Below are 18,808 nucleotides of genomic sequence, written 5' to 3'. Positions count from 1 at the left end.
AGACAGCCCTAACCCCTAGCCCCTAGTCCCTAACTTATTCAAAAACCATGCTGATCGAAGATCAAAAAACACGCAACTGGCAACCCATCATTAAACAATTCGAGGCTGTCCTTGGCAAAAATGGTGTAATCCAACGTCGTGAGGAACTCATCACTTATGAATGCGATGGTTTAACTAGCTATCGCCAACGTCCGGCTTTGGTGTTACTACCAAGAACTACAGAAAAAGTTGCTGAAGTGGTAAAGATATGCAATCAACATTCTATCCCTTTCATAGCACGCGGTTCTGGTACGGGTCTATCTGGTGGAGCCTTACCAACTGAAGATTCTATTTTGATTGTGACTTCATTAATGCGGCAAATTCTAAACGCTGATTTGGATAATCAGCGGATTGTGGTGCAGCCAGGAGTAATCAATAGCTGGGTGACGCAAACAGTCAGTGGTGCTGGATTTTATTACGCTCCCGACCCCTCTAGCCAAATTATCTGCTCTATTGGCGGTAATGTTGCCGAAAACTCTGGTGGGGTGCATTGTCTCAAATACGGTGTTACAACTAACCACGTTTTAGGATTAAAAATCGTCACACCTGAAGGAGAAATTGTCGATTTGGGCGGACAAATTCCAGAAATGCCTGGTTATGATTTAACAGGTGTATTTGTCGGTTCAGAAGGTACTCTGGGTATTGCCACAGAAATTACTCTGCGAATCCTCAAAAGTGCAGAATCAATTTGTGTGCTGTTAGCAGACTTTACCAGTGTTGAAGCTGCTGGGGCTAGTGTTTCTGATATCATCAGCGCGGGAATCATTCCCGGCGGTATGGAAATGATGGATAACATTAGTATCAATGCAGTTGAAGATGTTGTTGCTACAAATTGTTACCCCCGCGATGCTACTGCCATTTTGTTAGTAGAAATCGATGGTTTAGAAATTGAAGTTGCAGAAAATAAACAGCGTGTTGCTGATATTTGTAAAAAGAATGGAGCGCGTAACATCACTACTGCTAGTGACCCAGAAACCAGATTGAAATTGTGGAAAGGTCGGAAAGCTGCTTTTGCGGCTGCGGGACATTTAAGCCCTGATTATTATGTGCAAGATGGCGTAATTCCTCGTACTCAGTTGCCTTATGTCCTCCAAGAAATTGAAGCCTTAAGCCAAAAGTATGGTTATCGTATTGCTAATGTGTTTCACGCTGGTGATGGCAATCTGCATCCACTGATTCTGTTTGATAATTCTGTGCATGGTGCATTAGAAAAAGTTGAAGAAGTCGGAGGAGAAATTCTGAAACTTTGCGTAAAAGTTGGTGGGAGTATTTCTGGTGAACATGGCATTGGAGCCGATAAAAAATGTTATATGCCAGATATGTTTAGTAGCGCTGATTTGAAAACTATGCAGTGGGTACGGCAAGTATTTAATCCTCAAGGTTTAGCAAATCCTGGAAAAATATTTCCTACACCCCGCACTTGTGGGGAAGCTGCAAATGCTAAAAATATGAAGCAGTTTGAAGGCGTGGAAAAATTTTAATTGGTATCTTTGCCTCTTTGTGCATGTCTTAAAAAAGAAGGACTAAAGTCCTTACTACAAAATTTCTCATCCATCAAAAGATTGGCGAGAAGCGATAAATCGTCGTCTCTACAGCAAATTTGTTTGTCAATTATTTCTTGATACACTACTACCTTCTCTCTTCTTGTTCTGGTCGGATACTGCGGTATCTATCGGTGCGAATATTACTAATAACTGTGCGGATCTGATTAACTGGCTCTCCTAAAGTTGCTAGTAAATGAGCGCCTAATTCCAGCGCTGCTTCAAATTCTGGCTGTACGACTTCTTTCGCGCCCATTTGAGTTAAAAGGTCAATTTCCCTATTATGATGAGAACGAGCAATTACATCCAATTCTGGCGCGATCGCTAAAGCCCGTTGTAAAAGTAAACGAGAACTGGCAGGATCGGGTAAAGCAATTGCCAAGGCTTTTGCCGTTTCTAAATGAATTTTCTCTAGTACGAGTTCGGAATCAGCATCGCCACAAATATAGGGGATTTGCTGCATTCTCAGTCTTTGAATGGCAGCTTCGCTATTCTCAATTACTAAAACTAAATATCCCTGATTTTGTAAAATTTTGACAATAACTTGTCCAACTCTGCCGTAACCTGCAACAACAACATGACCACTAATAGTTTCTGGAATAGATAAAATTTTGGGTTCTGCAAATTGCCGCAGGTACTTGGCAAAAAATGGCATTTGGATTAGGCGAGATGCAAGGTGGGGGGAAATATTAACCCACATTGGGGTGAGAACCAGGGTAATTGCCGTTGTCCCTAACAGCAAAAGATAATTTCTCTCTGAAATTAGCTGAAGTTCCAAACCTGCCAAAGCTAAAACAAAAGAGAACTCCCCAATTTGATTAATGCCAAAACTGCTAATGATAGCGGTTTTGAGAGAGTAGCCAAATTTCAAAATGATGGGCAGAATAATCATCGCTTTACCCACCATCACTAAAAATACCAGTGCCAGAATTAGCCCAAAATTTTGGATTAAAACACCAGGATCGATCAGCATACCAATCGAGGCAAAGAACAGACAAGCAAAGGTGTCTCTTAAAGGTAGAACTTTTGCTAATGCATGATCTGCATAGTCAATCTCCGAAACCATTAACCCAGACACAAATGCGCCCATTTCGATGGAAAGACCAAGTTTAGCTGTGACTATAGCTACCCCTAAACATAAAGCAATTACAGTCAGGATAAAGAGTTCAGTACTCTCGGTAGCAGCAACGTTGCTAATTAAACTCGGTACTGTCCATCGACCAAAGGCGATCGCTGCTGCTAAAAAGACTAAAACTTTCAATAAAGCACTGCATAATGCCAAACCAAGGCTTTCCGGCTGGTTGAGAGCAGGTAAAATCGCTAACATCAAACCCAATGCCAAATCCTGGGCAATTAAAATTGCTAGCATGACTTGACCGTGGAGAGTATTCGTTTCGCCTCGTTCTGCCAGTGTTTTTAGCACCACCGCTGTAGACGAAAGAGAAAGAACTGCTCCTAAAAAGATTCCTTGAGTAATTCCCTCAACCCAACCCAGTAAAATAGTTAAAAATGCTACGAACGCGGTGGTCAATCCAATTTGCAGCAGACTTCCTTGAATAGCGATATTTTTAACTCGTTTCAATTCTGTTAAAGAGAATTCAACACCCAGAGCAAATAACAAGAAAGCCACACCAATGGATGCTAAGGATTGAATTCGTGGAACATCACTTAACAGCTTGAAGCCAAAAGGCCCTACTACTAATCCAGTGATTAAATAACCTAACAAAACAGGTTGGCGCAGTCGGTTGGCTAGATACCCTCCCAGTGCTGAGGCTCCCAGAACAGTTGTCAAATCAAGAATCAAGTTATGCTCGGCTGCCATAGTTTTCCGCTTTTGCTCAACTATTTCAATAACTTGATGATAGAGATGGCAATGCCGCGAGGAATATTTAGAGTAGAGGAAAATTGTTACAGTCTTCTGGAACTGGAACTCTGCCAGTGGAGCTAATGTGTACACTTTACTCTGTGTCACGGACACTTTGACGGCAGTTGCTACAAGTCGGGGAACCCGCCCAACGCACTGCCTCCTCAAGTCGGGAAACCCGCCCACGCAAGTGTCCTCCTTTGCGTCTGGAGTGGTTAAATAAATTACCTGAGGGGGCGACAAGAGTAGTCAAAGATTGATTGCTTTAGCAATGACTTCTGCCTGGTTACAAGGTCAAAAAACTCAATTATCTAGACAACAATATTATGTTTGTCGTCCTTGTGAACAGAAAAGAAGTAAAAAAAGACATAGTGCTTTTTGGATAGGTTTATATGGGCAAAATTGGATAACTTCCCTGAATGAGTGTCAGGAATTAGTCTTGGATATGATGGCTGTCGTTCGCAATAAACAGGCATTTTATCATCAGGGTTTGAGGGCTATGCTGCTTATACAGCAACCACTTTAACTTCTTTGTCGCCCCCTCAAATAAATTACTTTTAAACCGCAGAGCCGCAGCGAAAAGTTGTCAGGAGGAGCCACTGCTTTGGGCGGGTTCCCCGACTTGTAGCAAGTGGCGTTGGTTTCCCTCCGTAACAAACTTTTCAAGACAGAGAACGCTGAGAAAAAATAAGAGATTTTACGAGTTTTAGAAGACTTGTGTGTACACCGTAGATTAGTAGAGGGGATATAAGCCCAAATCGCAATCCCCTGCGGAGTTGGAAACCCTTAGTTTAGCGTCAGCAGAACTCAGCTAGCTCATGTATGGAATATAACCGTTAACAAGGGCAAGAACGCCAACATAAAGCCATGCCAAGACTGCAATTGATCTGATGAAGTAGGTTCTGGTGGCGCTAATAAAGCTTCTATTCTCTGTTCTAGACGATCGCCCACACCAGGAACACCCAACGCAGCACAACAAACTCCCGATTCTAAAAGCACAGATTTATTGCTGACTACTAACAAAAGTGATTCTGCCAGCAACAGAGGATCTACTTTTGATGCAGCGTAACTGTCAGCACGTAGTTCCCGCAAAGCTAATAGTTCTTGCCACAAAGGTTCTGTATTGGGCAACCAAACGGTGCAAGAACGTACCCAACCCAACCAGAAAAACCAAAATGTGTCTCGGTAATAATAATGTCCTTGCTCATGGGCTAAAACACTATCAAGATGATCTGGTGAAAGAGTTTGCAATAATCCTTGGCTAACTACTAATTCTGGTTGCCAAAATCCAATTTGACCAGCAAACAGCGCCTCTGTATTCAGTAACCGGATTTGTTTACCCTCAAAATTCACTTGTGGAGAGTTACGGGCAGATTCCACCGATTGCCATCCTTGGAAAGCAAGTTTGAAGCACACAACAGCAAAAAATGTTAAGGCAATAAATGCCAGTTCGTAACTGAGCCAGCCTGTGTACATGCCGCCCATTTGTCCTTGGGGCCCCATGAATAGCACAGCGATCGCAGTCATAAAAATTAGTAACGGGGGAAAGAGAAATAAAAATAGCGATCGCCGCCATCTTGCCTGCCAAAGTCCTTGGGGGTTACTCCAAGAGCATCTCAGCAGCCAAGAAACTGTCAAAGCAGTCAAAATCATCATTAGATGCATTATTGTTCCTCCCTGGCTTGGCGTGCCGCTTGAATGCGTTTGGCGATCGCTTCTATTTGCTGGCTGCTAGCTTCATCGAGACTATCTGCAAAGGCAGCGATCACATCGGGATTGCCCACTGCTAAAAACCGTTGCAATTGTTCGTGGGCTTTAATTACTTGTGCTTGTTGTTGTGTTAGCAGCGGTCGCCAAAAAAAAGCTTTCCCTTGTTTATCGCAAGCTAACCAGCCCTTATCAGTGAGGCGGCGCAGGACTGTAGTCACGGAAGTATAAGCTAATTCTCGGTTGGGGTCAGACAGAATGCGATCGTGTACATCCTTAACTGTGGCTGAACCCAGTTCCCAGATGATATTCAAAATTTCTGCTTCTAATGGGCCCACAGACAGTTGTTTAGGACGATAGTCAGGTAAAGGTGCCATATTTATTGCGGCTGGATTTTAGAGGTTGGATAAGCGGATCAGATGCAAGATTCCCCTCTTTAATTTTGAGAATGAAGACAGCTTGAGAATATCAATTCTTTTTTCAGATTACCGTTGTTTGTGCTCGTTGGTATCTCAAGATAAAAAATACTCTTGTCTAAGGATAAGAAATACTCTAAGCGCAACTGTGATTATGGATCATGACACCCATTAGAATGTAATCTCGGCAACAGTATTTCAAGCAGGTGTATCCAGCGCGTGAAGCTATTTGTATACCACACCCCGGAATCGACTCCAACTGGTAAAGCTCCAGACTGCGCGATCGCAGTCGATGTCTTACGAGCTACTAGCACCATAGCGACTGTCTTAGCATCTGGAGGCGAAGCTGTGCAAGCCTTCAGCGATTTAGAGCAACTCATCGAAGTTAGTGAACAATGGCCACCAGAAAAACGTCTGCGAGCAGGCGAGCGCGGCGGCGCTAAAGTAGCTGGTTTTGAGTTGGGTAACTCTCCCCTAGACTGCACACCAGAATTAGTACAAGGTCGTCGCTTATTTATCAGTACCACCAATGGCACTCGTGCCTTACAAAAAATACAAGATTCCACAACTGTACTAGCAGCAGCCTTAATTAACCGGGCGGCGGTGGTGCAATATCTCCTAGATAAGCAGCCAGAGACTGTGTGGATTGTTGGTTCTGGTTGGGAGGGCAGTTTTTCTTTAGAGGATACAGCCTGTGCAGGTGCGATCGCCCATAGTGTCGTCGAACAATCTCAGTTGTCATTAGAGGAATTAGCTGGCAATGATGAAGTAATTAGTGCGATCGCTCTTTACTCACATTGGCAAAATGACTTATTGGGATTATTTCACCAAGCAAGTCACGGCAAAAGATTGTTGCGTCTTGAATGTTACGAAGACTTAAAATATTGTGCCCAAACCGATATTTTAGATGTTTTGCCTATGCAGCAAGAATTGGGGGTATTAAAAAGTAAATAACTAAATACTTTTTGCATTTACCTCTTTCTAGTTTTTGCTTAAAAAGAGGTAATTTGCCAAACCTCTCTCGGTAGAAATGTACTAAATAAACATCTAAGGCTTGTATTTAAAGCTTTCGAGAGTCTTTTGACCGTTGTTGATGACACTGTCCGATTAACCTAATGGTGTAGACCAGTGAGTTAAGATTACGATAGTTAATTGCATAGAAGCGAAAACTACCATGAGCGATAGAGAAACAGTTCTTGAACTTGTGAAGCGTTTGCCGCCAAATGTATCTCTCCGCGAGATCGTTCGGGAAATTGAGTTTGTTGCGGCTGTAAAAGAGGGCTTAGAAGAGATTGACCAAGGACAAGGAGTATCAATTGAATCTGTTGAGCAGATGATTGAAGCATGGACTACCAAGTAGTTCTTTCTCCTAAAGCTGTGGGGGATTTAGAAGCGATTGTCAGGTACATAGCCTTAACTAATCCTGAAACTGCAAAGACTTTGGGTCAGCGCCTTCTTGAGAAGGCTAAGGACTTAAGTCAATTTCCTTTCAAAGGTCAAAAAGTACCTGAGTTTGACGACCCTAATATCCGTCAGCTTATTCTTAAACCCTATCGTGTTGTGTACAGGGTTGAAGAACAGAAAAAGCGGATCAGCATCGCTAGATTTTGGCATTCGGCGCAAGACAACTTAGAGCTTTAAATTACCAAGATCATTAAAAACGGTAAAACAGCCGTTAACATAAGTCTTTTGACTTTTGACCCTTCTCTGCGAGACGCTACGCGCTAAGCGTAGCTATGCCGCAGGCTTTACGACTGCGCTTAACTACCGCGAAGCCGAAGTCTTGACTTTTAACTTCCAAGGCAGCGATACTAGCCCCTAGCCGTTTTCCAATCTGCCAAATCAGCCAAAGAGCGATCGCGGTAACGTCCATAACGCTCTGGTTTACTTTTGATTTTCATTCCTAAATCGGGGAAAATCCCAAAGTTAGGTGGCATTGGTTGGAAATGCTTCGGTGAAGCAGAACTGATAAATTCAAACAGTGCCCCCATCATGGTTGTTGGTGGTAGAGTTAACGCTTCTTTACCTAAAGCTAACCGTGCGGCATTAATTCCTGCCAAGCAGCCACCCGCCGCTGCTGCGGTGTAACCTTCAGTACCAATCAATTGTCCAGCTGCTAACAATGTCGGACGTTGTTTAAATTGCAAACTAGGATGCATTAGCTGAGGTGCATTAATAAATGTGTTGCGGTGCATCACTCCCAGCCGCACAAATTCCGCATTTTCTAAACCGGGAATTAGCTGGAATACTCGCTTTTGCTCACCCCATCGCAGGTTAGTTTGAAATCCCACCATATTCCAAAGTTGCCCGGCTTTGTCTTCTTGGCGCAACTGCACCACAGCGTAAGGGCGCTCTCCAGTACGACTATCCGATAAACCGACTGGCTTTAAGGGGCCATAACGCATGGTATCTTCCCCCCGCAGTGCTTGCTCTTCAATGGGTAGACAAGCTTCAAAAAATTTTGCTGTTTCCCGTTCAAAATCTTTGAGTTCTGTTTGTTCGGCTTTACGGAGTTCTTCCCAAAACCGTAGATATTGCTCTTTATTCATCGGACAGTTGAGATAAGCAGCTTCACCCTTGTCATAGCGAGATGCCATAAAGGCAATATCTTGATTAATTGATTCTCCTACAACGATTGGACTAGCCGCATCAAAAAAGCTGAGGTATTCCATCCCTGTTAGGCGGCGCAAATCTTCTGCCAAGTCGGGACTAGTTAAGGGGCCAGTTGCCAAAACCACAATTCCTTCAGGAATAGCTGGTACTTCACCTCGGCTAAATTCAATTAAAGGATGGCTAGATAAAGTTGCCGTTAAATCTTGACCAAATTGCCCCCGGTCTACGGCTAACGCCCCGCCAGCAGGAACAGCATGTTCATCAGCTTTCGCAATTACAATCGAATTAAGTTGGCGCAATTCTTCATGCAATAATCCAGTGGCGCGATCGCTTGCCATTGCCCCAAAAGAATTACTACAAACCAATTCTGCTAAATGTTCTGTATGATGAGCAGGACTAAAGCGTTTTGGACGCATTTCATGGAGAATTACAGGCACTCCAGCTTGGGCTATTTGCCAGGCTGCTTCTGTCCCAGCCAATCCACCTCCAATGACTTGTATCGGTTGTTTATCCATAGTTCAATTTTTTATTCCTGAATTAAATTCAGCTTGTCAGGAGTGCTTGTATATTAATAGCGTATCGATTAATTGTTAGTTAGTGTGTGCTTTGCTGGCTCATTATCTCAGGCATCGTTAGAATAAGATGGTAAGTAAGTCCTTGGCGGTTGCTACTGCGATCGCACTAATCTAGTCTGGCTTGATAAAATCGACTGGGTTTATGCTTTCTAGCTTCATTAGCATCTAAGCAACCGCTGCCAAAGCTTGGGGAATTTTGTTGAATACTAACTCTGTAATGTCTTTTGCTATTTGCATTGGGCGCGAATCTCTCTTTCTAGGCATAAGTTTTGGAGTGTGTAAAGTGCCAAGAATGCATATTCGCCTTTCAAAGACAGAACCATAGGATACACCACTTTAGCCCTTAGTCCCTTTACCCAAGATTGTTTATTGCAGTTTCTGCGAAACTAGTTTTTTCAAGTGCGGATGTGATAGCATCCAACTTAATACTAAATACTATAGATCTATCGAATTACCGTATTTAAATAGCGCAATTACTCAAAAGAAGTTCATTTTTGCTGGAATTATCTTGCATTTGCGGATTTAGAGCCTCGCCTACCAACAATGATCGTAAGTAAGTATGCTACTAACTGATTTGCGAACAATCTATGAGCGTGACCCAGCAGCCCGTAACTGGCTGGAAATATTGTTCTGCTATCCTGGATTCCAAGCTCTGCTATTCCATCGTTTAGCCCATCGATTGTATAAAACGAGGATTCCTTTTATACCTCGGTTTATGTCTCATCTGAGTCGGTTCTTGACTGGGATTGAAATTCATCCTGGGGCAGTAATTGGCAAAGGAGTATTTATCGACCACGGTATGGGTGTAGTAATTGGTGAGACAGCAATTGTGGGTGATTATGCTCTAATTTATCAAGGTGTTACCCTTGGTGGTACTGGCAAAGAAAGCGGTAAGCGCCATCCAACTATAGGAAGCCACGTAGTTTTAGGAGCAGGTGCGAAGGTTTTGGGCAATATTTATGTTGGCGATCGCGTCCGCATTGGAGCAGGTTCGGTGGTATTACGAAATGTGCCCAGTAATACCACAGTAGTTGGGATTCCAGGACGTGTGACTCGTCAAAACAATTTGAGTATTGATATTCTGGCTCATGAGCAAGTGCGGGACGTAGAAGCAGAAGTAATCCGCGCTTTATTTGAACGAGTTAAGGTTCTAGAAAAGCAATTGGAGCATTTAGAAATTCAGTCAAGTTACTTACCAACTCCAGAAAACGACCAAACAACGCATGACGGTAATAAAAATACAGACTTGATGATTGCAGAGTTTCTTGATGGTGCTGGGATTTAGCCTCAGTTAAGGGTTATTGGTATTATCAGACGCGATAAATCGCGTCTCTACATGAGGCTTTTTGATTTAACTGAACAGTATTGTGATATGTATATACTACGGTTATTCTATCGATGAAGTGTAATATAGATATGGTATCTTTATACTCAAGTATTTCTAACCCACCCAGGCAAAATTCTCAGCAGGTTTTTACGCGTCGGTCATTTCTTCCAACGCAACCAAATAGACTTTGGAAGATAGAAGCGGGTTTTGTTCGGACTTTTACTTATTTAGAAGACGGCACAACTGTGGCTTTGGGATTGTGGGGAAGCGGAGATATCATCGGCAAAAGCTTGTCAAAAGTGGAACCTTATCAGATGGCATGTCTGACGAAAGTGACCGCAACAGTCTTACCCTTAGAGGAATGGTACCAACCAACAGAAACTTTGCTTGCCCACATTCAGCAAGCTGAAGAATTGATGATCATTCGCAGTTATAAAAAAGTTGAAACTATGCTCATCAAGCTATTGGCGTGGTTATCCAAAAAATTTGGTCATGAAATTCAACAGGGGCGTTTAATAGATATGCGTCTGACTCATGAAGACTTGGCTGAAATGATTGGTTCTACTCGTGTGACAATTACTCGTATCCTAGGGCAATTTGAACAGGAAGGTTTAATAGATCGGCTGTCTTTAAATCGGATTGTGCTACGAGAAGAAGACATTTGGTACTATGAGATTTAGTCTGGGTTTGTCAGTAATCATCCCAAAGCTGATAAACACGGTAATATATAGTCGAGTGTTATAATCTCGTCAGGATGCGATCGCGCTTCATATTCACGAATCTAGATCAAATCCGTAAATAACTGGAGAGGTGGCAGAGTGGTTGAATGCGACGCACTCGAAATGCGTTTTGGGGCAACTCAACGGGGGTTCGAATCCCCCCCTCTCCGTTTTCTTTGATACAACCGTTATCTCAACCAATTCAATAACTAAAATTATTGAATTGGTTGAAGTTTTGGTTTACCACAAACTAAAAACTAGTTACTACTGAACCTCTAGCAAGCTAATTGCTTGTTCTAGGGCTAACTTAGCCCTGTAAATGGCTAGCAATTTCTCTTGGTCGTATCTATCTGGATAATTCATCCTTCTACCCTCCATAGATATCCTAATCAATGCTATCTGTTCATCAGTAGGGGTGTTCATCTCATCTAGAGCTATACCCATAGTTTGTAAATTACTGAATGATGGGAACCTCAATCCTTTATTATCTTCTAGCTGCTTGAGGGCTAATATTGAGAATGCCATCAGGATAGTAATGTATGAATCCTTGTAACCTGAGTTCCCAGTTGGTCTTAATCCATAGCGGTTACATAAAATTCGTAATTGCTGGATTGTCAGCAGTTCAAGTTCGGTACGAGTGAACATAAAATAGAATTACCTCTTGATAAAAGTGGTATCGGTGGTATACCAGTTTTCCAGACAAATATCACCACCGATTTAAACCTTAAGCCGACGAAACCATCGACTTCAAGCATTATTCATATTTCTACATAAATGGGAAAGTCCAAGGGTAAACCTGAGAATTTTGGAAATCAAGAGAGTAGAGATTTAAATGACCAATTAAGTTTTAGGGTTACTAAAGAAATGAAGGAGGCTGTTAAAGCCAAAGAAGATCCTCCAGAATTTTGTAGGAGGGCTATACAAAAAGCTTTAGATGAAGAAAAGTAAAGGTATGTTGTTTGTATTGTAAAAAATGAGCAACAAAAACCCTATGCTCTATGCCCCCTTTCTTTTTTATTGACGTGCTATTGTGAGGTTGTTTTGCATAAGCAATAACAATTAGTAGTAATTTGCATCTACCTCAAAAGGAACACAGTCATGAAACCGACAAAGATCAGGCTGTATGATTTGGCTGGAGCTAAGGACGATCGCCGTTTTAGCCCAAATTGCTGGCGAGTGCGTCTAGCTCTACTTCATAAGCAATTACCGTTTGAAACTATACCCTGGCGATTTACTGAAAAGGAGACTATTGCTTTTTCAGGACAGGGTAAAGTACCAGTAATAGTTGATGGTGAACGATTTGTTTGCGATTCTTGGGCGATCGCAGAGTATCTTGAAGAGAGTTACCCTGAAAATCCACCACTATTTGATGGATTGATGGGCAAAGCTTTATCCCGATTTGTCACTGATTGGGTAGAAGCGGTACTCAATCCTGAAATTATTCGCTTGGTAATCACAGATATTTATTCACACCTGCACCCAAAAGACAAAGACTACTTCCGCAGAACACGAGAAGAGTTCTTTGGTACAACCTTGGAGGCTTTATCTGCTGATCGCGACGAGCGAGTTATAAACTTTCACCATCACCTTGAGCCACTGCGTCGAACTCTCCAGCATCAGTCATTCCTTGCTGGAAAAGCACCAGCTTGGGCAGATTATGTAGTGTTCAGCTCTTTACAGTGGGCACGCTGTATTAGTCCATTTTCTTTACTTGTAGAAAATGACCCAGTGTTTAGCTGGCGTGAGCAGATGCTCGATACTTTTGATAAGGAAGGACGTCAAGCGATCGCGTATTCCTGTTGAGTTGTTACTTAACAATTTGCTCAAGTTAATTGTTCCTCTAAAGATGATTTGGAGGACGTTTTTGTAGATATCTGCATTGGATACTTTTAGGTAATTGCATAATATCAGGATGTCGCAAACCCAAGCCAAACGAATAAATTGGCAAGTCTTGTAACACGGTCTGACATCAGACGTATTCTTGGGTTTAGACTCTAATAGGTAAAATTGTCATGGCTGTCTGGTTTCAGAAAAAGTTACTATTTGAATAATGATTGTAGTCATCGCAGATAATATATTTTAGAACTTATGCAAAGATAACGGAAAATTGAACCACAGAGACACAGAGAACGCGGAGGATAGGAGTTTGAGGGGTATTTTGTGTAAGTCCTGTGTTTATCAGGTTTGCTACTCAAAATATTAACCAAACTTGATATATATAACTTGAAAAGCTTTAAAGTATTACGAAAAGCAGTTGAGGACTAGCACATGAAATTTGGAATTGATATTGGTCATAATTGTTCTCCAGACACTGGAGCTAGAGGATTAAGGTTTGAAGATAATTTAACCGAAGAAGTAGGTAATAAAGTTATATCTAAGTTAAAAAATTTAGGACATCAAGTAATACCATGTAAACCTGCTAGTGCTGGATCAGTACGCGATTCATTAGCAAAAAGATGTGACACAGCTAATGCATCAAGGGTGGATGTTTATGTTTCTATTCATTTTAATGCTTTTAACGGTCAAGCTAATGGCACAGAAGTATTTGCAACTAGTGAAAATGGCAGAAAAATAGCAAAGCCTGTATTAGATGAAATCGTCAAGTTAGGATTTTTTAATCGTGGAGTTAAGAGTGGTTCTCATTTATTTGTTCTGAGAAACACAAATATGCCTGCGATTTTAGTAGAAGGTTGCTTTATCGATTCGTCAAAAGATATGAAACTATATGACGGTGAAGCACTTGCGAATGCAATCGTCAAAGGCTTAACTGGTCAAGTGCCTAGTACTCCTGTTAATCCCGTTCCCGATGATGAGCAGAATACAGATACCTCGGTACTCAGGCTACAAAAAGCCTTAAATCGACTCAAAATAACTGATAAAAATGGCAAATCTTTGGTAGAAGATAACCTCATGGGCGGAGCTACAAAATCTGCAACAGAAAAAATTCAAAATGTTTTTGGGATTTCCGCCGATGGAGTTGCCAATGAAACTACATGGAATGCAATTAATTTGGTTTTAGCGAAACGAATTGTTAGACCAAATCACGCTGGTGGCCCTGTGGTTAGATACTTGCAATATCGTGTGGGTGTTGAGGTTGATGGTGTTTATGGCCCTCAGACAGAAGCGGCAATTAAGACATATCAAAGGCAGAATGGTTTGCTTGCTGATGGGATTGTAGGAGGAATGACCTGGCAGAAGTTGATTGGTTAACGTCCCATCACCGTCCGGTGTCAGTAGTCAGTGATCAGTAGCAAAAATAACTGACCACTGACACGAAATCCCACCCCTTCAAGGAGTGAGATGAGCTAAACACTATCTAGAGATTGCTTGCAATCAATTGGCGATATTCGCTCTTTTGCTTCACGCCTTTAACTTCCTTCAACAAATCCTGATTTTTGAAAAATTGAATTGTTGGTGTCCCGGTTACATTAGCATTCTCGGCAATATCGCGATCTTTGTCGATGTCAATTTCTACAAAGTGGATTTTGCCGTCAAATTCATCCACCACCTTATTTAGAATGGGTTTTAGGGTGTGGCAAGGGCCGCAACCTGGGGAGACATATTTGACAACGAGTAGGCGATCGCTTTCATGGAATAATTTCCGTAAAGCATAACCCCCCTCATGGCGCGTTGCTTGTAAATTAAACCCAGCTTCTTCCTCAACTTCAGTTTTCTTAGCGGCTGGCTGATGTTCTAATTCATGAGCTGGAGTTTCCGGCTGTTGATGGAATTCGTAAATTAAACCATTAGAAGACAACCAGCGTTCAGCTAGCATCGCCGCCATACAGCCAGTACCGGCAGCTGTAATTGCCTGACGAAACTCATGGTCTTGTACGTCACCAGCAGCAAAAACGCCTTCTACACTGGTTTCTACAGTACCGGGCTTGGTGACAACGTAACCCACTTCATCTAGTTCTAGTTGTCCTTTAAATAGTGAAGTATTAGGAGTGTGACCAACTGCGTAAAATAAGCCTTTAGCGTGTAGTTCGCTTTCTTCACCAGTCTTATTATTGCGGATTTTCACCCCACTCATGTGACCATTACCGAAAATATCCACAGCTTCTGTGTTCCAATGCACTTGGATTTTCGGGTTACTCAAAACGCGGTCTTGCATAGCTTTAGAAGCTCGCATTGTATCAGACCGTACTAAAAGATTTACCTTTGAGCCATATTTAGTAAGGTAAATTGACTCTTCCGCCGCCGAGTCACCAGCACCAATCACAGCCAATTCTGCACCGTGGAAAATTGGTGTAGCACCATCACAAATTGCACAGGCGGAAATTCCTCGGCTCCAAAATTCATGCTCGCTAGGTAAACCTAAACGCTTCGCGGTTGCACCAGTGGCAATAATTAGGCTGTTGGTTTTAACTTCTCTTTCATCTGATAGCACAGTAAAAGGACGCTGGCTTAAATCAACTGATGTAACATCCTCAGTATATAACTCAGCCCCCCAGCGCTCCGCCTGCGCTTTCATCTGATCCATTAATTCCGGCCCCGTAATACCTTGGGGAAATCCCGGAAAGTTCTCTACTTCCGTCGTTGTCATCAGTTGTCCACCAGGCAAACCTCCCGCTTGGAAACCTTCAAAGACGACGGGTTTCAGGTTAGCTCGTCCTGCATAGATGGCAGCTGTGTACCCTGCTGGCCCAGAACCGATAATTACTACGTTTTCTACAGTCGGGTTAGCCATAAAAATTAAACGTACTCATAACGACTACGTTTAATATAGCAAATTCCAACTAGTTTTGCCAGTGTTATGTGCGATCGCTGCTTTAACGAGATGCTACACGAAAATGTGGGTGCGATCGTCAAGACAACCGCAATGAAAGATTTGGGTAATTAAATTTATGTTATTCAGGCTGTTGTTGCAGAGATTTTCTGATAGTTTCAACATCTAGTTCTAACAACTCTGCTATTTCTTGAATACTCATACCTTTATCAACACATTTGGGGACTAATTTCAATTTGGTTTCTAATTCTGTTTCCGGCTTTGTCCTTGCTAAGATGCTTTGATACAAGTAAGTTTTTGTGAATCCATCTAAATCCAACATGGCTTCAATCTCCTCTACGCTAAGATTGGGAAACTTATAAAATATAATGGCTTGGATAAATGCTAGCACTTTCTTTTACAGATGCTCATCAGTTAAATTTTCTTTCGCTTGATTAATTAACTGTTGGGCTAAGGAAGTAGCTCTTGTTGGTGTTTCCGTAAATAATTTGGCAATTCCTATACCCAAGGAATTATCGGTACTAGTATCAAGTTCATTTAAATAAATACAGCGCAAATGTTGTTCAATTAAAAACCGATAGCGCGGGTGAGGCGGGGCTTCATGAATGCGTTTGTCATAGATAACAACTGCATACCAGTCTGAATTGGCTGGCTGATATTGACGGAAGTAAACAAATATTTCCCCGAATAACCGTTCGTAAAATTCTTCATCTTTGTAGGTTTGCAATTCTACAAAGTACAAAGGTTCATTTTCAAAACCTTCAACAGTAGAAAATAACCCGTCTAAACGAAATGATTGTTGTTTGATTTCAGGTGCAGTAAACAAACGTGTAGATATTGGGATTAGTATCAGGTTTACCAATCAGTTCAAAAAATATCTGTGGTAGTTCTTTAATAAGTTCGTAAAATATTACATCTGTTTTCATACAACCGCTTTCGTTTGAATGTCATATATTGTAGCTTTCGTAGGTTGCGGTACGTATGAGCAATATAGAAGTCTTTTCTGTGTTGTTATGTCATTAACTATTAAAGATTTAGAGCAACTACAAACCGAGCATCCAGAATAGTAGAAGGAAAGATTATAGTTATGGGGCCATCGGGTTATGAGTCAGAAGAAATTGGCGGTCGTCTAATTACGTTTTTAAATAACTGGATAATGTCGCGCAGACCAGGGCGAGTAATCTTTCTTTTGTCACTCTAGGCAGAGGAAAAAGAGAAAAAGTCAGACCAAAGGGATAAAAATAGATGATTGTGCAAGGTATTCATGATGTTAATCAAGTAAGAAAATCCCGCAGAAAGTTGGGGATAGAAAATACCTTAAGCCAAGGTTTAATCAAATTGAAAAGAATGAAAGGTTGAACGATAAGACGCAAATTGTTCAAGAGATTCTTCCAACCATAATTTTTATTCCACAAAGGGTGTTCCGTAAATATTTTGAGAATATAACTCTGAGATTCGCTGAAGACACTTGAATGAAGGCTGACCATGAGATAAAACACTAATAAAATTTCCATCGCTTTCCCCATACAGGCTATCTGCCAAAACCAGTTCAAATTTAAACCCCATTCCTTGGAGTTCTCTGATTAATTCTGCTGCAATTTCTGGCTTGGTTTTATATTTATCTCCTGCCTTCAATCTCTCGCGTGGTTTACAAAGAAAGAAATGTTAATGGAAAGGTCATATCTTCAATCACACCATAGGGTGTCACTACCACTATTCCATTTTCTATTTTGCCTAAGTTCCCAATATACTGCCGTTTTACATAGTCTGTAGTACGACCTTGTTTTTTGTCTCCTGTTTCATCAATTATTACCCCATGCCTAAAGGCGGGGGCTTGAATAATTTTAGGCTACATCATAAGACGAAAGTTTAGGAATTTGATTGTAAACTTCTGAACTTTCTTCAAGGGCTTGACGTAAATCATATTGTGTTTGTAAATTTAACCAAAACTGGGCAGTATTTCCAAAATAGCGGGAGAAACGCAAAGCTGTATCTGCCGTAATACTGCGCTTTCCAGATAGAATTTCGCTAATTCGTGTCTGAGTTACACCTATATCTTTGCTTAATCGATAAGCTGTGATGTTCAACGGTTCTAAGAATTCTAGTTGCAGGATTTCGCCTGGATGAATGTTTGGCAAACGGTTATCATTCATAATGATTTTGTTACTTAGTGGTAATCGACTATTTCAACTTCCGAAGCATTGTTTTCATCTGTCCAAACAAAGCAAATCCGCCATTGGTCATTAATCCGGATACTATACTACCCAACTCTATCGCCAATTAGCTTTTCTAGACGATTTCCAGGCGGAACACGCAAGTCATTAATTGATACTGCTGCGTCAATGATAAGTAGTTTTCTTAAAGCAGTCTTCTGAATATTGGGTGGGTATTGAGAAGATGTAAAGCCTTCAAAAATTAGCTTTGTCTCTTCAGACTTGAAATTAACAATCACAATAATATCGTTTTGCGTTACTATCGTCAATCGACAGTATACATTTCAAGTGGTAAATTTTTACTTTTTATTTTTTCGTTCAAAACTAGGAAAATCTCTCCACCTCTGCGCGTGGGAGAGAAGTTGGGGAGAGGTTCATCGAACTCACGTTAAAAATAGAACAAATATACTGCAAAAAAATTATTGTAAAAAACAAAAAACCCCTGTAGATATTGCTGTACAGGGGCTTTTACCTAAGCGGGCGGCGGGAATCGAACCCGCATTAATAGCTTGGAAGGCTATAGTTTTACCACTAAACTACGCCCGCAAACCTCATAAGTGTAACATAGGTTTTGCAACAATTCAAGCATCTAGTTAGAGTTAATGGGCTTAACAGTGACTTTCACAAATAATTCACTCAACTCTGGTTTTGTGCCATTTTGATTATGGCCTGGTAGGAAGTTCTCATTACTGAACAACTCATTGATAATTTTTTCATATAAAATTTTCTCACTTTGTAGTTTCGCCGGCTCGATTTCTATAACTACAGCCTGTTGAAATTTGCCATTTTCATCAATTACTAAGCTAGTTAATAACTGTGCAGGCTGAATTTCAGAATCACCAGGGAGAAAACTTGAATCTAATGTTTTTGTATTGCTTCCTTGATATTTAGCCAGAACATCGGGAAAATCATTTTGTCTCAATCTGCCCTCTTGTATCAATTGAAGTACTTCATTTCTAGATAAAGGAGTTGCGATCGCTATTGATCCTCCTTGCTTCGGAATCCGAGGGGTTTCCCCAGTGGGTGTAGATGTAGTTTCCTCTCCCGGAATCCGCGGAGTTTCCC

Annotated in this window: 21 protein-coding genes, 2 tRNA genes and 2 pseudogenes; 11 read left to right on the top strand and 14 right to left on the bottom strand. The window is 41.4% G+C overall.

From position 1 onward, the window contains the following. Positions 1-47: 47 nt before the first annotated feature. A complete protein-coding gene (glcD, locus tag I8751_RS03070) occupies positions 48-1,520 on the top strand; it encodes a glycolate oxidase subunit GlcD (RefSeq protein ID WP_214437682.1) in 1,473 nt (490 codons plus the stop codon). A 148-nt stretch (positions 1,521-1,668) separates the two neighbouring features. On the opposite strand, the gene I8751_RS03065 is transcribed toward glcD, so the two are convergent. After that, positions 1,669-3,402, bottom strand: coding sequence for a cation:proton antiporter (locus I8751_RS03065; protein ID WP_214437694.1), 1,734 nt, complete (start codon positions 3,400-3,402; stop codon positions 1,669-1,671). 313 nt (positions 3,403-3,715) lie between these two features. On the opposite strand from I8751_RS03065, the gene I8751_RS03060 reads away from it, so the two are divergent. Further along, positions 3,716-3,970 (top strand): hypothetical protein, encoded by a 255-nt coding sequence (locus I8751_RS03060; protein ID WP_214437681.1) that lies wholly within the window; start codon positions 3,716-3,718, stop codon positions 3,968-3,970. A 290-nt stretch (positions 3,971-4,260) separates the two neighbouring features. Here I8751_RS03060 and I8751_RS03055 read toward each other — a convergent pair whose 3' ends face one another. Both I8751_RS03055 and I8751_RS03050 read right to left on the bottom strand, forming a co-directional pair. Further along, a complete protein-coding gene (locus I8751_RS03055) occupies positions 4,261-5,109 on the bottom strand; it encodes a M56 family metallopeptidase (protein WP_214437680.1) in 849 nt (282 codons plus the stop codon). After that, positions 5,109-5,528 carry a BlaI/MecI/CopY family transcriptional regulator gene (locus I8751_RS03050; RefSeq protein WP_214437679.1) on the bottom strand — a complete coding sequence of 140 codons (420 nt, stop codon included), beginning with the start codon at positions 5,526-5,528 and terminating at the stop codon, positions 5,109-5,111. The genes I8751_RS03055 and I8751_RS03050 overlap by 1 nt, the downstream gene beginning before the upstream one ends. 258 nt (positions 5,529-5,786) lie before the next feature. On the opposite strand from I8751_RS03050, the gene I8751_RS03045 reads away from it, so the two are divergent. The 3 genes from I8751_RS03045 (at position 5,787) to I8751_RS03035 (ending at position 7,208) form a co-directional block, all read left to right on the top strand. Continuing rightward, on the top strand, positions 5,787-6,521 hold the full coding sequence (locus tag I8751_RS03045) for a 2-phosphosulfolactate phosphatase family protein (protein WP_214437678.1): 735 nt from the start codon (positions 5,787-5,789) through the stop codon (positions 6,519-6,521). A gap of 220 nt (positions 6,522-6,741) precedes the next feature. Next, positions 6,742-6,927, top strand: coding sequence for a hypothetical protein (locus I8751_RS03040; RefSeq protein WP_214437677.1), 186 nt, complete (start codon positions 6,742-6,744; stop codon positions 6,925-6,927). After that, the gene (locus I8751_RS03035; protein WP_214437676.1) at positions 6,912-7,208 is read left to right on the top strand and encodes a type II toxin-antitoxin system RelE/ParE family toxin; all 297 of its coding nucleotides are present in this window, start codon (positions 6,912-6,914) and stop codon (positions 7,206-7,208) included. Before I8751_RS03040 ends, I8751_RS03035 begins: the two co-directional genes overlap by 16 nt. Positions 7,209-7,378: 170 nt before the next feature. Here the strand turns inward: I8751_RS03035 and trmFO are convergent, their stop codons facing one another. Further along, positions 7,379-8,695, bottom strand: a complete 1,317-nt coding sequence (gene trmFO, locus I8751_RS03030) for an FADH(2)-oxidizing methylenetetrahydrofolate--tRNA-(uracil(54)-C(5))-methyltransferase TrmFO (protein ID WP_214437675.1) — start codon at positions 8,693-8,695, stop codon at positions 7,379-7,381. A 619-nt stretch (positions 8,696-9,314) separates the two neighbouring features. Between trmFO and cysE the strand changes: the two genes are divergently transcribed. The 3 genes from cysE to I8751_RS03015 all read left to right on the top strand — a co-directional run bounded on the left by cysE (position 9,315) and on the right by I8751_RS03015 (position 10,971). Continuing rightward, positions 9,315-10,040 (top strand): serine O-acetyltransferase, encoded by a 726-nt coding sequence (gene cysE, locus I8751_RS03025; protein WP_214437674.1) that lies wholly within the window; start codon positions 9,315-9,317, stop codon positions 10,038-10,040. Between the two features lie 131 nt (positions 10,041-10,171). Next, positions 10,172-10,762 carry a Crp/Fnr family transcriptional regulator gene (locus tag I8751_RS03020; RefSeq protein WP_214437673.1) on the top strand — a complete coding sequence of 197 codons (591 nt, stop codon included), beginning with the start codon at positions 10,172-10,174 and terminating at the stop codon, positions 10,760-10,762. Between the two features lie 124 nt (positions 10,763-10,886). Beyond that, positions 10,887-10,971 (top strand) — tRNA-Ser (locus I8751_RS03015). 94 nt (positions 10,972-11,065) lie between these two features. Here the strand turns inward: I8751_RS03015 and I8751_RS03010 are convergent. Continuing rightward, positions 11,066-11,446, bottom strand: coding sequence for a hypothetical protein (locus tag I8751_RS03010; protein ID WP_214437672.1), 381 nt, complete (start codon positions 11,444-11,446; stop codon positions 11,066-11,068). Between the two features lie 129 nt (positions 11,447-11,575). Here I8751_RS03010 and I8751_RS03005 point away from each other — a divergent pair, with 129 nt between their 5' ends. The 3 genes from I8751_RS03005 (at position 11,576) to I8751_RS02995 (ending at position 14,011) form a co-directional block, all read left to right on the top strand. Next, entirely contained in the window at positions 11,576-11,749 is a 174-nt protein-coding gene (locus I8751_RS03005) for a hypothetical protein (protein WP_214437671.1), read from the top strand. A gap of 150 nt (positions 11,750-11,899) precedes the next feature. Further along, entirely contained in the window at positions 11,900-12,604 is a 705-nt protein-coding gene (locus tag I8751_RS03000) for a glutathione S-transferase family protein (RefSeq protein ID WP_214437670.1), read from the top strand. Positions 12,605-13,069: 465 nt separating this feature from the next. Then, entirely contained in the window at positions 13,070-14,011 is a 942-nt protein-coding gene (locus I8751_RS02995) for an N-acetylmuramoyl-L-alanine amidase (RefSeq protein WP_214437669.1), read from the top strand. A gap of 106 nt (positions 14,012-14,117) precedes the next feature. Here I8751_RS02995 and trxB read toward each other — a convergent pair whose 3' ends face one another. The 9 genes and pseudogenes from trxB to I8751_RS02955 form a co-directional block, all read right to left on the bottom strand. Next, positions 14,118-15,491 carry a thioredoxin-disulfide reductase gene (trxB, locus tag I8751_RS02990; RefSeq protein ID WP_214437668.1) on the bottom strand — a complete coding sequence of 458 codons (1,374 nt, stop codon included), beginning with the start codon at positions 15,489-15,491 and terminating at the stop codon, positions 14,118-14,120. Between the two features lie 160 nt (positions 15,492-15,651). Further along, positions 15,652-15,921 carry a hypothetical protein gene (locus I8751_RS30205; RefSeq protein ID WP_318780285.1) on the bottom strand — a complete coding sequence of 90 codons (270 nt, stop codon included), beginning with the start codon at positions 15,919-15,921 and terminating at the stop codon, positions 15,652-15,654. 6 nt (positions 15,922-15,927) lie between these two features. Beyond that, positions 15,928-16,356, bottom strand: a complete 429-nt coding sequence (locus I8751_RS30200) for an Rpn family recombination-promoting nuclease/putative transposase (protein WP_318780284.1) — start codon at positions 16,354-16,356, stop codon at positions 15,928-15,930. Beyond that, on the bottom strand, positions 16,340-16,456 hold the full coding sequence (locus I8751_RS30195) for a DUF2887 domain-containing protein (protein WP_318780283.1): 117 nt from the start codon (positions 16,454-16,456) through the stop codon (positions 16,340-16,342). The genes I8751_RS30200 and I8751_RS30195 overlap by 17 nt, the downstream gene beginning before the upstream one ends. A gap of 565 nt (positions 16,457-17,021) precedes the next feature. After that, positions 17,022-17,343 (bottom strand): annotated as a pseudogene (locus tag I8751_RS30570) (transposase); the annotation flags it as partial. A 31-nt stretch (positions 17,344-17,374) separates the two neighbouring features. Further along, entirely contained in the window at positions 17,375-17,683 is a 309-nt protein-coding gene (locus tag I8751_RS02970; protein WP_214437667.1) for a HigA family addiction module antitoxin, read from the bottom strand. Between the two features lie 107 nt (positions 17,684-17,790). Further along, the gene (locus tag I8751_RS02965; protein WP_449658055.1) at positions 17,791-17,982 is read right to left on the bottom strand and encodes a type II toxin-antitoxin system RelE/ParE family toxin; all 192 of its coding nucleotides are present in this window, start codon (positions 17,980-17,982) and stop codon (positions 17,791-17,793) included. 236 nt (positions 17,983-18,218) lie between these two features. Continuing rightward, positions 18,219-18,289 (bottom strand) — tRNA-Gly (locus I8751_RS02960). 43 nt (positions 18,290-18,332) lie between these two features. Continuing rightward, positions 18,333-18,808: pseudogene (locus I8751_RS02955) on the bottom strand (hypothetical protein); the annotation flags it as partial.

The organism is Atlanticothrix silvestris CENA357 (genome assembly GCF_016056295.1).
In the GTDB taxonomy this organism is placed as follows: domain Bacteria; phylum Cyanobacteriota; class Cyanobacteriia; order Cyanobacteriales; family Nostocaceae; genus Atlanticothrix; species Atlanticothrix silvestris.
The sequence above is the reverse complement of the archived record's forward strand: the minus strand, read 5'-3'. Positions and strand labels throughout refer to the sequence as shown.

Coding starts and splice junctions, on each gene's coding strand:
- I8751_RS03035 (WP_214437676.1), top strand. CDS start 6,912: ATGGACTACCAAGTAGTTCTTTCTCCTAAAGCTGTGGGGGATTTAGAA.
- I8751_RS30195 (WP_318780283.1), bottom strand. CDS start 16,456: ATGAAAACAGATGTAATATTTTACGAACTTATTAAAGAACTACCACAG.
- trxB (WP_214437668.1), bottom strand. CDS start 15,491: ATGGCTAACCCGACTGTAGAAAACGTAGTAATTATCGGTTCTGGGCCA.
- I8751_RS02995 (WP_214437669.1), top strand. CDS start 13,070: ATGAAATTTGGAATTGATATTGGTCATAATTGTTCTCCAGACACTGGA.
- I8751_RS03020 (WP_214437673.1), top strand. CDS start 10,172: ATGGTATCTTTATACTCAAGTATTTCTAACCCACCCAGGCAAAATTCT.
- I8751_RS03060 (WP_214437681.1), top strand. CDS start 3,716: ATGACTTCTGCCTGGTTACAAGGTCAAAAAACTCAATTATCTAGACAA.
- trmFO (WP_214437675.1), bottom strand. CDS start 8,695: ATGGATAAACAACCGATACAAGTCATTGGAGGTGGATTGGCTGGGACA.
- I8751_RS02970 (WP_214437667.1), bottom strand. CDS start 17,683: ATGAATGATAACCGTTTGCCAAACATTCATCCAGGCGAAATCCTGCAA.
- glcD (WP_214437682.1), top strand. CDS start 48: ATGCTGATCGAAGATCAAAAAACACGCAACTGGCAACCCATCATTAAA.
- I8751_RS03065 (WP_214437694.1), bottom strand. CDS start 3,402: ATGGCAGCCGAGCATAACTTGATTCTTGATTTGACAACTGTTCTGGGA.
- I8751_RS03050 (WP_214437679.1), bottom strand. CDS start 5,528: ATGGCACCTTTACCTGACTATCGTCCTAAACAACTGTCTGTGGGCCCA.
- I8751_RS03010 (WP_214437672.1), bottom strand. CDS start 11,446: ATGTTCACTCGTACCGAACTTGAACTGCTGACAATCCAGCAATTACGA.
- I8751_RS03005 (WP_214437671.1), top strand. CDS start 11,576: ATGGGAAAGTCCAAGGGTAAACCTGAGAATTTTGGAAATCAAGAGAGT.
- cysE (WP_214437674.1), top strand. CDS start 9,315: ATGCTACTAACTGATTTGCGAACAATCTATGAGCGTGACCCAGCAGCC.
- I8751_RS03000 (WP_214437670.1), top strand. CDS start 11,900: ATGAAACCGACAAAGATCAGGCTGTATGATTTGGCTGGAGCTAAGGAC.
- I8751_RS03055 (WP_214437680.1), bottom strand. CDS start 5,109: ATGCATCTAATGATGATTTTGACTGCTTTGACAGTTTCTTGGCTGCTG.
- I8751_RS03040 (WP_214437677.1), top strand. CDS start 6,742: ATGAGCGATAGAGAAACAGTTCTTGAACTTGTGAAGCGTTTGCCGCCA.